Consider the following 14,589-nt stretch of genomic DNA (forward strand, 5'->3'; position numbering starts at 1 on the left):
AGTCTTTGACCAAAAGAAAAACCGCCCCATGGGCGGTTCAGGCAAGACGGTTTTTAGCGGAAGAATTGTCTAAATGGAAGTACTAATCCCAGATGAGAGATGATAATAAAAACAACTTGATGGATAATATGATCATTCCCTGACGGCAGTCCGCCCACCAAATGTACTCGGTAAAGATTATCCAACACTTCGGTTCCCTACGGATCGATCATCCATCTTCAGAATTTTGAATACCTCAAAATCTTTCTATACATGGATTTGTCTTTAATCGTGTTAAAAATACTCTTATCTGGACCCGTATTAATCTCTAGAATCCATGGCTTCCAATTTGAATCAATTGCAATATCAACGCCGAAAGCTTTTTTTCTTCTATAACTTTCTCGAAGAACAAGACTCGCATCTCTCCCTAAAGCTTCCATCTTCTTTATAAAGTTTGCCCTCGCGGATCTACTGAGATGAGATTGGAGTAAAGTATCTATGGGCAATGGTGTACCTCCACTGTGAAAATTAGTCACGATCTTGCCCGGTTTAGCTAACCGCCCAATGATCCCTGTTGTTTCGAGTTGTCCTTTTCTGTTCTTTTGCACCATGACCCTTATATCAAACGAGCGTCCATCATGCTTCAACAGATGAATCCCTTTTTGAACAACATATTTCTTTTTATATAGGAACTTGCCGAGAGAACTGCATAGTGCATCAAATGTATGATATTTTCTTGAAGTAGTGCCACTTCTTAGAACGAATCCATTATTGGTTTTCGTTATCTTATATATGCCATGACCTCCGGTTCCCTCGTCAGGTTTTAAGTAAAGGGAGTCATATTTCATGATCATTTTATAGATATTTGATATTGTTGCTGCTTGCGTATCAGGCAATAACGTTTTAATGTTGCTGTATTTTCGCATGAAATTATATTTACCTAATTTACCCATTTTGTATGTTGCTTTTTTCAATGTATCTGCCTCCTGCATAAGGGCTATCTCCACATTTACCATGTGTTTATTGTATATTGGCGGAAGAAAAAAGGAGCGGCTTCTGCCTACGTCATCTCCAATATAGGTATCCGCATAGTCCACAAGAAAAACAAAAATCGGCCCTTTCGCAAACTTGCGAACAGTAGCCGATTTTTGAGTTCTATTGTTCGGTCAAAATAATTGGGCCATCCGCAGTAATGGCGATCGTATGCTCATACTGTGCGGAAAGCGAGCCGTCAACGGTTCTGGCGGTCCATCCGTCGGCATCAACCTTCATGAACGCTTTACCGGCATTTAGCATCGGCTCGATCGTAAAAACCATCCCTTCCTTCAAACGGAATCCTTTGCCCGGATACCCGACGTGGGGGTAATTAGGTTCCTCGTGCATCTCCCTTCCTACGCCATGACCGAGCAGATCGCGCACCACCGAATATCCGTTTTGCTCGGCATGGGTTTGAACCGCGTGCATCACATCGCCGATCCGGTTTCCGACGACAGCTTTTTCGATTCCAAGATACAAGCATTCCTTCGTTACCCGCATCAGATTGCGGGCTTCTTCCGACACCTCGCCGACCGCATAGCACCAAGCTGAATCGCCGATCCAGCCATCCGCTTCCGCGACGATGTCGATTTTGACGATATCGCCTTCCTGGAGCGGCTTCCGGTTCGGAAAACCATGCGCAATGACGTCGTTGACAGATGCACATGTCGCAAAAGGATAGCCGTTGTAGCCTACCGTATAAGCCTTGGCGCCATTCTCCTTCAGGAACCGCACCGCGAACGACTCGATATCGAGCGTCGTGACACCCGGCCGGATCATGCTTGCGATTGCTTGATGAAAAGCAGCGACTATTTGGCCGGCTTTTCTCATTTCATCGATTTCTGCTCTCGATTTCAGGATGACCATTCCATTCATTTCTCCTTTGACTGTATGCCTGAAAAAATCATATCGACGATCCCGTCCACATCCAACTCGTTACGCATATTGTGGTGGATGTTCAATGTTGTGCAGCCAACAAGCGAGCCATAGATTAGATTAGCTGTTTTCTCCGGTGATTTGGAACTGATATCTTCACGAATCATTTTCACAAACGGCAAATAGATCCGTTCCTGAAATTCGGCAAACAACTTGTTGAACCGGTTTCCCGGGAAGTGATGAAAATTATCCGCAACCGTTTTAAGCAAAATAAATACGGAAGGATCCTGGATGCACTTCCGCAGGAGCAGCCTGGAGAACGACTCTGCTTGAAGCAAACTGCCGCCGTCTCCCGTCAAAGCGGGCAGTACTGCCGACTCCATTCGATTCAGGGCATCCCACAGCAAATCTTCCAAGAGCATGATCTTATTTTTGTAGTAATGATACACGGTTCCGTAGCCGAGCTCTGCCTTAACAGCAACATCGCGTATTTCCAATTGAATGCCCTTTTCCAAATATACTTCCGTAGCCGCTTGCATGATTTGGTTCATCCGCAGCTCCCGGATCGCGTCATTCTGTTCTTTGGTACGTGGGGACATGGCTCCTCCTTTTTTAGACCTGCGGTAATGTCAATGTAAAAACAATATACATCCTTTGGAGGTAAGGATCAAGTACTTCGATTCGCTTGTTTTTTTGGATGCACCAGCGATCCTCCGGCCTGTGCGTCAATGCACGTTCCAAGCAGCTTGACATGACCATACAGAAGGAACCTTGACTGCCCCCTCCTCGTCGAATAGTTCCTCTCAGGAGACATTTGTTCACAAGATGCCTATGGCGGCATAGGCCAAGTCCCACCGACAGACCTCGGCGGAGGATGCGACGTCCTCTCCACCGCAGTCCTCGTCGGCTTCGGTATCGGATGTCCGAACGGGACGCCGGACGTCGCAGCGACGTTCGTGCCGGCTACGGCCGACTGTCGTCATCAAGGCAGACTTAATTACCTGTTAGCACTCACAAGACTTATACCACACAAACATATTGCCAAGTAATTGGAACCCTGCCTTGTAATACACCCGCATTGCGTCATCAGGCTCTGGATGTAGGTTCCATAAACCACCATGATTGATGTAAAGCTTTGAAAGGCCCTTCTCTCGCAAGAGGTACATGCATTCATAAAGCAAGTTCGTGGCCAAACCCTTTCTTCGGTAGCTTGGTACTGTTCCGAACGGTTCAATAAGAGCTATATGATTTACAGTGTCATGCCACACGTTAGCAAACCCAACAACCTGATCGTCCTCATCAACAACCACGAAATCCAGTTCCCGATTATACGTCGGGCTACTCATCAGTCGCTGGTATACATCCATGTTCGGTGCTGTCAGCCCCGCTGAATCTCCCATGATATTTACTTTTTGCTCTATATCGCTATCTGCGAGCGGTCGAACCCGGAAGCCTTTTGGAAATTGCGGTGTTGGTATTTCGGAATCGAGATCAATCACGCCAGAGTACATGTACCAGGTATGTTTGGTGTACCCCCGTGCTTCCAAGATCTCCATACGCACCGAATCTTCTTCATAAGCCCAAATATACACTTCAGTCGCTGTACGATCCTCTAATAACGACGGTGCGCAATACTGCTGCTCGGCCCAGGCTAGTATTTCATCTTCATATCCAACATAATCAGGCCCTGTAACGCAATAAAGAATTCGATAATGCCCTGGCCAAATGGCCCCTATTATTGTACCGTCTATTAATTCACATATTGTCACTTTTCTTGTGAATTCCTCGTCGAAAGAACGGATATAATCCAAATCTCCAAGGCTGGGGTAAAACCGCTTCTTTGGGTTCACAAACTTTTTGGCAATTAGAGCGCGAAGTGCTGAGTAATCCTGTTCATTAAAAAATGACCGAAATTGTACATTCTTTTCTTGTTCCATGATCCTTCAGCAACTGAGTCGAACCGGTTCAAAGATACACCTTCTGTTTGGAGCTGATTTTCTAATTTTTCAATAAGCTGCAGCACGGCTAATCGCAGCGGTTCAAAGTCTGTTGGATCCAAAAGCGCGACAAGATCCGGAAAAGCCGAAGTGTATCTGCAGTCAGTTTCTCGCACGCCGACATAATCTCATCCGCAGTATGGCTGAACATCATGGTATCTAGGTATTGATCCAGTCGGTCTGGCTTTATCGGGAGATTTCTGACTTGCTCGCGATAGTGGCCCCACATGCGCTTATAGTAAATTTGGTTCAAGAAGCCTAGCGACTTAAAAATGTTTACTGCGATTTCTTTAGCCTGGGTTCGACAATAGGACAACTCCTTGGAATTACGGATAAGCCGCATTTTAGCCATATGGATCAGGCAATCCTTTAATGCAGATTCGGCTTTGCCAATCAAATCAGGTGCTTTGGATTCACTGCCCATGTTGGATATGTCTCACGAAGCTCCATGAACCTTGCCAGATCATCTTCTGATCGGACATATAACAGCTCGCAGTCCGCTATAATCGTCGTGCTCCACTCCTCAGAGGTTGCCATTCTCTCCGCACGATCATATCCGATTGGCCAGAAATCAAAACTGATGCCGTCGATGATAAATTGGCACTCCACTTGTCTTCCTCGCGAAAACATCAACCATTCAAATAACCTCCTTTGTATATAAAGCTTAAGTAGTGATCCTGTAGAAGGGAAAGGAAAAGATGATTAAAAACAAATGGGTCTGGACGGTCACGACTCATCGACACCTATTTGGTTACTAAAAGCGCCGCTCTGATTCCTAAGCGGCGCTTGGTGTGCGTATATGGTGTTCCTGCGAGTTGAAAATCGTCCGTTACCCGCGATGGTTGTCGAGCTGCTTCTCCAAGAGCAGCTCCGCAGCATTCCGGAAATACGCCGGATCCAAATCGGACTTGTCCAGGTATCTCTTCATGACGAATCCGTCATACAACATTCTCAGCTGCGCAGTAAACTCATCGGGCTGACGTGCCCCGCATTCCGCTGCAAGCTCTTGAACGCGAGACCAGAAGCTCCTCTGAATGTACAGCAATTTGATGTGGGCGGGGTGATTCGGATCCGGGAATTCGACCGCTGCGTTCAAGAACGGACACCCCCTGTAATCCCGCATCCCCATCTGTTCGGTCACATCGTGAATGAGGGTGACGAGCTGTTTCTTAGGGGAGCTCGGATACATCTGCCGCAATCTTTCCAGTTTTTCCACCTTTAGTTCATCTCTGGACTCCAGATAAGCAACCGTCAGATCGTCTTTTGTCGCGAAGCTTCGATAGAAGCTAGCCTTGGCAACGCCGGATTCCTTAATAATCCGATCGATGCCAACCGCCCGTATGCCCTCCATGTAGAACAATTCGGAGGCGACTCGCAGTATGCGATCTTTAGCCGATTCTTTATTCATCCTCGACCCCACCTCTATCGGTTTGGAAAAAAGAGTATTGACTTGAGACAGATCTGTCTGTATCATTTCACCGAGAAGAGACAGACCTGTCTACTCCATTGTATGAAATGCTCTCGCCTCCTGTCAATCGGACGAGTAGTGAGAAAGGGGAACTTTCTATGTCCAATACACTTTCGGATGCTTCCGCCCAATTGGAGCGGACTCGCGACCCCGTCTCCAACGGAGACGGACGCGGATCGCGTCTGATGCTGCCGGCTCTGCTTTTGCCTGTATTTATGGCAGTATCTAACGTGTTCATCGTGAACGTAGCCACGCCTTCGATCCAGAAAGGGCTCGGGGCCAGCTTCGCCGATGTACAATTCATGCTTACCGGGTATACGCTTACGTTCGCCGTTCTGCTGATTATGGGCGCCCGGCTGGGCGATCGGTTTGGACGCCGGAGAATGTTGTTCATCGGAGTGGCCTTATTCACGATCGCTTCTCTGTTGTGCGGCTTATCTGCCCAAGTCACGATGCTTATTGCGTCGCGCGTTTTGCAAGGTGTCGGCGCCGCTTTGTTCATGCCGCAGGTTTTGTCCCTCATTCAAGCCAATTATTCTCCGGAACGTCGAGGTGCGATCTTTGGCATGTACGGAGCGACCCAGGGAATCGCGGCGACGGCCGGGCAGATCATCGGCGGGCTGCTTCTCCGTATGAATTTGTGGGATCTGGATTGGAGAGCGGTGTTCCTGATCAGCGTCTTGCTCGGGGCTCTAATATTGGTCCTGGTTCCGTTTATTCCGGAATCCGGCTCGCCGGACCGCGCCGGACTGGATTGGATTGGAGCCGCACTCGCAGCTGCCGGCTTGCTGATGCTCGTCTATCCGCTCGTGCAGGGACATCGTGTAGGATGGCCAGCCGGCCTCGTCGTCAGTTTGCTCTTGTCGGCCCCTGTGTTGGTTTTGTTCGCGTGGTACGAACGGCGACTGCTGCGCCGCGGTCGGCTCCCGTTTATGAATGTCGATCTCTTTAGACATCGGGTGTTCGCGTTCGGCATTCTCGTCGTGCTGCTGTTGATGTCGTCGCAAGGGGCCTTCTTCCTGGTCGCCGCCTACATGCTTCAGCTTGGACTTCATTTCTCGGCTCTGCAAGCAGGTCTTGTAATCGGGTCGATGGGAATGGGCTATTTCCTCGCATCGCTGTTCTCTTCCCGAGTCGCTGCGAAGCTTGGAGCCCACGTGCTGACCGTCGGTTCTATCTTGACGACAGCAGGGTACCTGCTGCTTAGCTGGGCGGTCCAAACGACCGGGGTTTCATCCGATATCGGCGTGTGGATCCCGGCTCTAGCTGCGCTCGGCATCGGTCAAGGTTTCGTTGCCGCGCCACTGACGAATATCGTTTTGGCGAAAATCCGCACAACGGACATCGGCTCCGCATCCGGTGTTATGACGACCAGCATACAGATCGCCTCAACGATTGGAATCGCCCTGATCGGCATTGTTTGGCTTAGCGCTCTTGAAGCCCATACCGGCTCGGCCAACGCCTATCCCGATGCATTTAAAATATGCCTATATGTGCTGGCCGCCGCCGCTGCCCTCATCCTGCCGCTAGCATTGATGCTGGCGGGGCGAAACGGAGCCCGTCGATCGTGAAATAAAAAGAAGCCCTCCGCGCAACGAGGTCACTGAATAACTTGTTTTATCTTGTCATCAGTCGCGAATTGGCAATCAACTTGGTAGTTTGGCAAACGTTTCACCGCAACATAAACGGACCGCCGCATCCGGACAATCGCGGCGGTCCATCTTTTTCGCGCAGCCCCGGTTTAAGACGGCTGCGCTTCTTCCTCAGCGAATAGTCCAATGCCATTTGAGCGCTGCTCTTTCGATTTTTTTAACAAATTCGTCTTTGCCGTCACCGTAGCTTTCAATGTCGGTTGGATATTTGTCAGCCAATTTGCTTTTTAATTCCCCGTACGCTTTGCATATTTCAGGATTTTCGCAAAGATAATCTCTGAACGACAAATGCCTTTCGATTTCTTGAATAGAATCGTATTGAAAGGCATGGATTTGATGAGTGCGATCATCTCCGCCTTTGCGGAAGTACCTCCTTCCTTTCATTCCGAATTCGCCCATCACTTCATAGCCAAAGTTTTCAAATGGAGCAGTGTACTGATCCAATTTTCCGATATCGTTGACTACGAGCAAAATATCAATGATCGGTTTTGCTTTTAAATTCGGAACGGAAGTACTCCCGATATGGAAACTTTTCACCAGTTCATCTTGAAGAATTCCCTTAATGGCTTGTTCTTCTTTCAGATACTCTGTTTTCCAATTTGGATCGTATTCTACAACTTTGATATTCATTTCATTTCCTCCTCGCTTATTTATCTTTCCGACTTCATTACGACCTTTGTAGGGCATTGTAACAACATATAAAATTCGGAAACCTATGTCAATATTTTTCAAGGCCAATTCGTCATTGGCATCTGAAAAGAGCGACTTCCGCGTGAAGCAGTAAGTCGCTTTTTGGGTTACAGATCAGCGGTGTTTAGTCCTTAGATGTCGCTTACTCGACTTTCTGATACGTAAGGACGACAACGCCGGAATTGAACGATTTCGTTTCTACGAGCTTCAACGTTTTCTTATCGAGCCTTTCCTCGAAAAGACGCTTGCCCTTGCCCAGCACAACCGGAAAAACCATGAGCCGGTATTCGTCGACGAGGTCGAGCTGAGTCAACGCCTGCACAAGAGCGCAACTACCGAATACGAGAATATCTTTACCCGGTTGTTGCTTCAGCTTGGCGATTTCTTCCTTGAGATCACCCTTGATCAGAGAAGAATTATTCCATTCCACTTGATCGAGCGTCGTCGAGACGACATGTTTCGGATATCCGTTCATCCATTGCCCATACTCACCGGTTTGTTCGATCATATTCGGCCATGCTGCCGCAAAACCTTCATACGTGACACGGCCAAGCAGAAGAGCGTCGCTTGCCTTCAGTTCTTCGAACTTGAACTGCTGCTGCTCATCGCTTCCGAAGGCAAATGTCCATTGCGGATCCTCCATCACGCCGTCCAACGTTACGAACTCAGATACCACTACTTTTCTCATAAACATTCTCCCTCGTTTTGGATTTATATGTTAAGTCTGGATGCATGATATGAATATACTTCATTCGGAATATACCAATTAAGGTATAATAAAAATTTATTTTCCTTTTTCGTCCCTCAAATGACTTTGATCATCCGAAGAAGAAACATAATATACATGGGGATAACGAAAATGTTTTTCAATACGAACAACACCGATTTCGCCAATGCTTGCACGTCAATAGCCGAAACATGAAGCAGCCGGACGATCACACCCATCACCTCTTCGCTGCCGATCCATTCCGTAACCAGCTTGATTCCCGGGATAATCGCATAGAGGAACCATACATATTGCCATAATGCAGTTACGATCAATTCCAGCGCTGCGGGGACGGTGATCTGCTTCCAATTGATTCTGTCGCGCTCTTTCCAGCCGATCCTGGCGATAGCCGCGAATAACGCGATTCGCATCACCCAAAGAATAATCTCAAGCGACTCCGGGGTATGGCCCGTGTACATCTGATAACCGCGAATCATCGAGGGAACTAGCGCCAAGATGATCAGCACCGTATGTGAAAAATAGAATCTGAACCCCCAGGATATCAGCTCAAACGGTGCCCATATGAACCGCCGAAGCGTCTGTTGAACCGCCATCTTACTGCTCCTCTCCTTTGGTCTGGGCAAGATGAAATCCTCCGGACTCCGTCGTAACTTGAATCCGTTGTCCGCCGGAGCCCAACTGCCCGATTATGCGGTTGTCGGTCTGTTTCACATACTGTAGGCCGGTCCAATCAACACGGCCTTTCCCCTTCGCGCTTTTGAAATCCAGCTGCATCGATACGGGAATGCTTTCAAAACGAATGCTGACGTCCCCTTTCGTCGTCTCCACCGCATAATCGCCAGTAAGTTCGTAGCCTGTAATCCGAACATCCCCCGTCTCTGTGCGAACGTCGGTGCGCTTGCCGTCGATGCCGTTCAGTTTGACGTCCGCCAGTTTCGTAGTAATGTCGATGGACTCATACAGTTTGCGGGGTATACGAATCTCGATCCGCTCCCGATAGAACAGAACGCCGATATTGAACTTGTACGGGTCTTTCCTCTTCACATCCACCTTAAGCTGCCCGCCGTCGGCCGAAACCTCGACGCGATACAGCTGGCTGCGGCTTCCTTTGCTTACTTGCAGATCCACCGTAACGGCATCCTGCTCCGCCGGCTTCACGAAGACGTCCGCATCCGGAGAATGAATCTTGACGGATCGAATCAATTGGCCGGAATCGAGCTGCCTGCTCCAAACGGAATGAAGCTCATTAACGCCGGTAATCGTTAACGTATAAATCATCCCGCTTATCCCGATAACAAAAAGCACCAATGCCCCGTATATCCATTTTTTCATCATCGCTGGTCCCCTTTTACGCTTTCAAGCTGGCTTTTGGTCAAGCTCAATGCCCATCCGGCCAGCTTCCTACCGGCAGAATACAAGCCCGCTCCCATCAGCACGCCTAGGCTGAACGTCGTGATCGATAGAAAAAGGTAAAGCAACACGTCGGTACGGTCGTAAAAAGGCATCGTTCTAAGCAGCGTCAAAGGCGACAGTATAAATAGAATCGGTACTACGCATAGGAGCAAAAACCCGCAGATCGCCGCTAATACCGGAAACAGCCCAACTACCGCGCCTATCCCGATTCCCGTCGTTGCTGTCACTGCGCGCACCGCGCTGGAGAACGACCTGTCGCGTTCCGCCGCCGCAATCCGGTATTCCGCCACCAATTCCTTAGCGATCGTGCCAGGGTCGCCGAGCTTGCGGCTGATCTCTTGCTCCGACAATCCTTTCTCGAGTCCGGTCGCATAATGCTCCTCGAAATCGCTAATGATATCCTGCCGTTCGCTCTCCGGCAGCCGTTTCAATCCCGCTTCCAGACGAAGCAGATAATCCCTTTTATCCATTCGTCATTTCCCCTTCGATAAGACGGTTGATCGCTCCGGAAAATTGCTTCCACTCCTCCAACAACTCCTCCATATACGTCCTCCCTTTTTCGGTCATTGAATAATATTTGCGTGACGGCCCTTCTGTCGACTCCACATGATAAGTCGATAAATAGTCCTGTTCCTTCAATCGGCGCAGCAACGGATATAGCGAGCCCTCGGCAATGTCGATTCGCCTGGAGATGCTCTCCGCCAACTCGAAGCCGTAGCGGTCTTTCTTGGCTAGCATAACGAGTACGCACAGCTCAAGTACGCCTTTCTTAAATTGCACATTCAAAGATACTCACCTCACCTGCACATCATTCACTACTGAATATTATTCACTACCGGACATTATTCTGCAACTGGACCTTGGTCGAGTTCATTTATCCAAGCGGATTCCATCAAGTAATCTCGAAGAGGCGGTCAACCTGGCAGTTTAGCAACGTTTCGCCGCAACATAAACAGACCGCCGCATCCGGATGACCGCGGCGGTCCATATTTTTCGCGCGGCCCCGGTTTAAGACGGCTGCGCTTCTTCCCTTCTCAGCACCCGGATTGCGTAGTCGCGGCCGAACTGCGGCGAGAGCGCGGTCCAGAACGAAAAGAGCGCCTTTTCGATCTCGCCCATCACTTCTGCACCGCCAGCGTCCACCATGTCGAATCCGGCTTCTGCGCCCAGCCGAAGGACGGTCATCTTGGCTTCTTCGTCCTCGCCATTCATGAAGAGCGTGGCGTTCGCACCGCCGAACCGCGGGTTCGCGAGCGCCTCCCACGTCGACGTATGGAACGCCCGCACGACGCGCGCGCCAATCGCAAGCCTCCTCACTACCGCGTCCGCTGACCGCCCGTCGAACAATATCGTCGCATTGACGACGATTTTCCGCTGCAGGTCTCCCATCTCTTCCAGTACTCGCTCGATTTCCGTGCCGGGAACGGCCAATACGACGATTTCGCCGGACGCGGACGCTTCCTTAACGGACGCCGCCGCGGCGTTCGGGCCGATCGACTCGAGCAGCGCTTGCATCCGTTCGCTTTGCGGATCCCGCGAGCCGAACATCACCCTGTGACCTTTCGTCGCCCACGCTTTTCCCAACGTACCGCCGATGTGTCCTGACCCGATTATCGCAATGTTCACGCGCTCATCTCCTCAACAAGTGTTTTTGCTTGAACGCCGGAACATTCGTAAAATTTACGGCGTCCCGTCCAACAGCTCGTTGTACAGGCGGATGTTGTTTTTCGTCCGATTGATCAGCTCATCGAGTTCGCGGCGCTGCATCTCCATCCGGGCCAAGTGATCCGTCAGCAGGCCGATTCGATCCCGGAGAACGGCTTCGTCTCCTTCGCTCATTGATGAGCGTTCAGTCATGCAGCGGTTCGAAATCGTGAACGACTTGATTTCCTCCAACGACAACCCCATCCGTTTCAAACATTTCAGTCCGAATAGCAGTCGGAGATCGTCGTCGCTAAACACGCGCGCGCCGCCCGGCCGTTTGCGCTGCGGCTTGAGCAGCCCCATTTTCTCGTAAAACCTGAGCGTATCGTGTCCGAACCCCGTCATCTCTGCGGCTTGACCGATCGTGTACAACGAGCTCGCCTCCCTTCATACCGCATTCTACAAGCTGGAGATAACTCCAGGTCAACTCCTTTGAAGCAAAATCGCTGGCAGCGTCGGCGCTGAATAAGCTTAAAGGTTATATCCCCCTCCCCTGTACGAGAACCTCCCTAGCTGCTTCAATGAAAGATAACATGATTGGTGAAAGCCACTTGTCTTTATGCCATAACATTTGCGTATATACGTGCAAATCCGGAATTTGCCAAGGAAGAGCAACTAGTTCGCCCCGTTCAACTTCGGCTTTTGTTACGATCTCAGGAAGGAATGCAATACCGATTCCCGTAATTGCACATTGTTTGATCGCTTCGGCATTTTGAAACTCTAAATACGTAATACTATCAATACCTTCTTTCTCGAATGACCGGTCAAACATGGTTCGATAAGTACAGCCTTTTTCATTCGTCAGGAACACTTCTCCGTGAAAATCTTCCAGCTGTAGTTCAGTTCGATTCGCGAGAGGATGGTCTGGAGCAGCGAAAAGGCAGAAAGTTTCCTCCAGTAGCGGTTCTACTGCAAGTCCCGTTGAGCGAATGGGTTCGTCCAACATAAAGACGACATCCGCAGCTCCTTCAAAGAGCGTTTGCTTGAGTTGCTGATTGGGAACGGAGCGGAAGATGAGACGAACCCTCGGTTGGCGCAAGCGGAATAGGCGAAAAACAACTGGAAGCCGATAGGCGCAAAGAACCTCGTTAGCACTGATCGTTAGGGTGCCGTTTAGATTTTCATTGTCATGAACGACGCTGCGAGCCTCGTCCAATTTGTCTAGAACGCTTTGGATATGAGTTAAAAAGCGCTTACCCTCCGGTGTAAGAGCGAGCTGCTTGCCCAAGCGGTCAAAGAGACGAACACCAAGCTCATCCTCCAACGCTTTTATTTGCATCGTGACGTTGGAAGGGACGTAACTCAGAGCCTCCGCAGCACGACTGAAATTTAAAGTGGATGCAACCGTGCGGAATGTATTCAGTTGGCGTAATTCCATCATTCGACACCCCTCTTGCTTTCAATATTATTGAAACTTATTTCGATTTTCAATCACTTTCATTGAAAGTATCACAACCTTATACTAAGCACAAGAAATACATTCTAAATGGTTGGATTCATTTTGAAGGGAGCGATAATACGATGGATTATGAAGTTTTTGATTTGGGTAACGTAACCTTGCAATCAGGAGTGACGTTGCCGAGCGCTTTTCTTGCTTATCAAACTTATGGAAAATTAAATGAAAAGAAAGATAATGTCATCGTCTATCCGACTGCTTTTGGCGACCAGCATGTTCAGAATGAATGGTTGATTGGAAACGGCATGGCACTGGATCCGCAGAAATATTTCATTATCGTGCCAAATCTGCTGGGCAACGGATTATCTTCGTCTCCCAGCAACACGCCTCCCCCATTCGACCGGGCTCATTTTCCGCAGGTAACGATCTATGACAACGTTCAATTCCAGCATCGCTTGTTGACCGAGAAATTCGGCATTCAGAAGATCGCTCTCGTGGTTGGATGGTCAATGGGAGGCATTCAGTCCTACCAATGGGGGGCAAGTTATCCCGACATGGTGGAACGAATCGCACCTTTCGCCGGAATTGCCAAGACTTGGCCTCATACGTATGTGGTCCTGGACGGAATGAAAGCTGCGCTAATGGCTGCAGTGGGCTTCGATTCAAGTAGACTAAACGAGTTGACTGCTTCAGATATGCGTGCCGTTGGTCGTACCTATGCAGGATGGGGCTTATCGCAAGCGTTTTACAGAGAGGAACTTTATCGTGAGCTGGGATTTAACGCTTTGGAAGATTTTATAGCCGGCGTCTGGGAAGATAGCTTTAGGAAGATGGATCCGCACAATGTCCTGGCCATGTTATGGACAGGCCAATATGCAGATATTAGTGCAAACCCAACCTATAACGGTGATTTCAATAAAGCCCTCAGAAGCATTGAAGCGCTCGCCTATATTATGCCGGGGAGCACGGATCTCTTCTGTACGGCGGACGATAACAAATACGAGGCTAAACGTATGCCTAATGCTGATCTTAATCCAATCGAGTCGATCTGGGGCCATTTTGCCGGTCGCGGAATAAACAGGGCCGATAATCAATTTATTGATGACAACCTAAAACGATTGTTGGCGCTTCGTACAAATAAATAGATCACCATTGCCTTTAAATAAACAAAAAGAAGGCGTCGCTTCATTGAAGCTTCTCCTTCTTTTTGCCACGGCACATCAAAATACTTGACGCAATTCAATCTGGCCTTCGCCATGTCCCTGCGGGTCCGGCATCCGCATGGCCCACTCGATGGCTTCTTCCCTCGACTTCACTTCAATCAGAATGAACCCGGCAATCAATTCTTTCGTTTCCGTAAATGGGCCATCCGTAACCACCGGCTTTTCCCCCGGATTCGGAAACGTAAAGCGAATTCCGTTTGAGCTTGGATGAAGTCCTTTAGCCATAACCCGCACGCCTGCCTTCACTAATTCCTCATTGTACCTCGCCATGGCTTCAATGAGCTCCGAGCTCGGGAGATTTCCGGCTTCCGAATTGTTCGAGGCTTTGACAATCAACATAAATAGCATCCATCTTCCTCCTTTTTTTGAGTCAGGTTCCATTACCATTCATAATCGGCTGCTATATCAATACAACGAACAAGAAAAAGC

At 49.1% G+C, this 14,589-nt stretch carries 17 protein-coding genes; 2 read left to right on the forward strand and 15 right to left on the reverse strand.

The window, feature by feature from the left end; genetic code table 11:
* Positions 1–218: 218 nt before the first annotated feature.
* From LKX83_RS10925 to LKX83_RS10945, 5 genes are all read right to left on the reverse strand, one after another.
* On the reverse strand, positions 219–953 hold the full coding sequence (locus LKX83_RS10925) for a YheC/YheD family protein (protein WP_227882220.1): 735 nt from the start codon (positions 951–953) through the stop codon (positions 219–221).
* Between the two features lie 181 nt (positions 954–1,134).
* On the reverse strand, positions 1,135–1,881 hold the full coding sequence (gene map, locus LKX83_RS10930; protein WP_227882221.1) for a type I methionyl aminopeptidase: 747 nt from the start codon (positions 1,879–1,881) through the stop codon (positions 1,135–1,137).
* 5 nt (positions 1,882–1,886) lie between these two features.
* Complete coding sequence (locus LKX83_RS10935; RefSeq protein WP_227882222.1) at positions 1,887–2,489, reverse strand: TetR/AcrR family transcriptional regulator; 603 nt, start codon at positions 2,487–2,489, stop codon at positions 1,887–1,889.
* 405 nt (positions 2,490–2,894) lie between these two features.
* Entirely contained in the window at positions 2,895–3,827 is a 933-nt protein-coding gene (locus LKX83_RS10940; RefSeq protein ID WP_227882223.1) for a GNAT family N-acetyltransferase, read from the reverse strand.
* Between the two features lie 889 nt (positions 3,828–4,716).
* The gene (locus LKX83_RS10945; protein ID WP_227882224.1) at positions 4,717–5,295 is read right to left on the reverse strand and encodes a TetR/AcrR family transcriptional regulator; all 579 of its coding nucleotides are present in this window, start codon (positions 5,293–5,295) and stop codon (positions 4,717–4,719) included.
* Positions 5,296–5,453: 158 nt separating this feature from the next.
* On the opposite strand from LKX83_RS10945, the gene LKX83_RS10950 reads away from it, so the two are divergent.
* A complete protein-coding gene (locus LKX83_RS10950) occupies positions 5,454–6,926 on the forward strand; it encodes an MFS transporter (RefSeq protein WP_227882225.1) in 1,473 nt (490 codons plus the stop codon).
* A 192-nt stretch (positions 6,927–7,118) separates the two neighbouring features.
* Here LKX83_RS10950 and LKX83_RS10955 read toward each other — a convergent pair whose 3' ends face one another.
* From LKX83_RS10955 to LKX83_RS10995, 9 genes are all read right to left on the reverse strand, one after another.
* Positions 7,119–7,637 carry a GrpB family protein gene (locus LKX83_RS10955; protein ID WP_227882226.1) on the reverse strand — a complete coding sequence of 173 codons (519 nt, stop codon included), beginning with the start codon at positions 7,635–7,637 and terminating at the stop codon, positions 7,119–7,121.
* 202 nt (positions 7,638–7,839) lie between these two features.
* Positions 7,840–8,385, reverse strand: a complete 546-nt coding sequence (locus tag LKX83_RS10960; RefSeq protein WP_227882227.1) for a dihydrofolate reductase family protein — start codon at positions 8,383–8,385, stop codon at positions 7,840–7,842.
* Positions 8,386–8,501: 116 nt separating this feature from the next.
* Complete coding sequence (locus LKX83_RS10965) at positions 8,502–9,017, reverse strand: hypothetical protein (protein WP_227882228.1); 516 nt, start codon at positions 9,015–9,017, stop codon at positions 8,502–8,504.
* A 1-nt stretch (position 9,018) separates the two neighbouring features.
* Positions 9,019–9,756, reverse strand: coding sequence for a DUF4097 family beta strand repeat-containing protein (locus tag LKX83_RS10970; RefSeq protein WP_227882229.1), 738 nt, complete (start codon positions 9,754–9,756; stop codon positions 9,019–9,021).
* Entirely contained in the window at positions 9,756–10,307 is a 552-nt protein-coding gene (locus tag LKX83_RS10975) for an HAAS signaling domain-containing protein (protein WP_227882230.1), read from the reverse strand. Before LKX83_RS10975 ends, LKX83_RS10970 begins: the two co-directional genes overlap by 1 nt.
* A complete protein-coding gene (locus LKX83_RS10980) occupies positions 10,300–10,623 on the reverse strand; it encodes a PadR family transcriptional regulator (protein WP_227882231.1) in 324 nt (107 codons plus the stop codon). The genes LKX83_RS10975 and LKX83_RS10980 overlap by 8 nt, the downstream gene beginning before the upstream one ends.
* 222 nt (positions 10,624–10,845) lie before the next feature.
* A complete protein-coding gene (locus LKX83_RS10985; RefSeq protein ID WP_227882232.1) occupies positions 10,846–11,463 on the reverse strand; it encodes an NADPH-dependent F420 reductase in 618 nt (205 codons plus the stop codon).
* Between the two features lie 54 nt (positions 11,464–11,517).
* Positions 11,518–11,913 (reverse strand): MerR family transcriptional regulator, encoded by a 396-nt coding sequence (locus LKX83_RS10990; RefSeq protein ID WP_227882233.1) that lies wholly within the window; start codon positions 11,911–11,913, stop codon positions 11,518–11,520.
* A gap of 106 nt (positions 11,914–12,019) precedes the next feature.
* The gene (locus tag LKX83_RS10995; protein ID WP_227882400.1) at positions 12,020–12,919 is read right to left on the reverse strand and encodes a LysR family transcriptional regulator; all 900 of its coding nucleotides are present in this window, start codon (positions 12,917–12,919) and stop codon (positions 12,020–12,022) included.
* A gap of 143 nt (positions 12,920–13,062) precedes the next feature.
* Here LKX83_RS10995 and LKX83_RS11000 point away from each other — a divergent pair, with 143 nt between their 5' ends.
* Positions 13,063–14,082 (forward strand): alpha/beta fold hydrolase, encoded by a 1,020-nt coding sequence (locus tag LKX83_RS11000; protein WP_227882401.1) that lies wholly within the window; start codon positions 13,063–13,065, stop codon positions 14,080–14,082.
* Between the two features lie 75 nt (positions 14,083–14,157).
* On the opposite strand, the gene LKX83_RS11005 is transcribed toward LKX83_RS11000, so the two are convergent.
* Positions 14,158–14,508 carry a YciI family protein gene (locus LKX83_RS11005; RefSeq protein ID WP_227882234.1) on the reverse strand — a complete coding sequence of 117 codons (351 nt, stop codon included), beginning with the start codon at positions 14,506–14,508 and terminating at the stop codon, positions 14,158–14,160.
* Positions 14,509–14,589: the final 81 nt, after the last annotated feature.

This window comes from Cohnella baijiui (assembly GCF_020731285.1).
In the GTDB taxonomy this organism is placed as follows: domain Bacteria; phylum Bacillota; class Bacilli; order Paenibacillales; family Paenibacillaceae; genus Cohnella.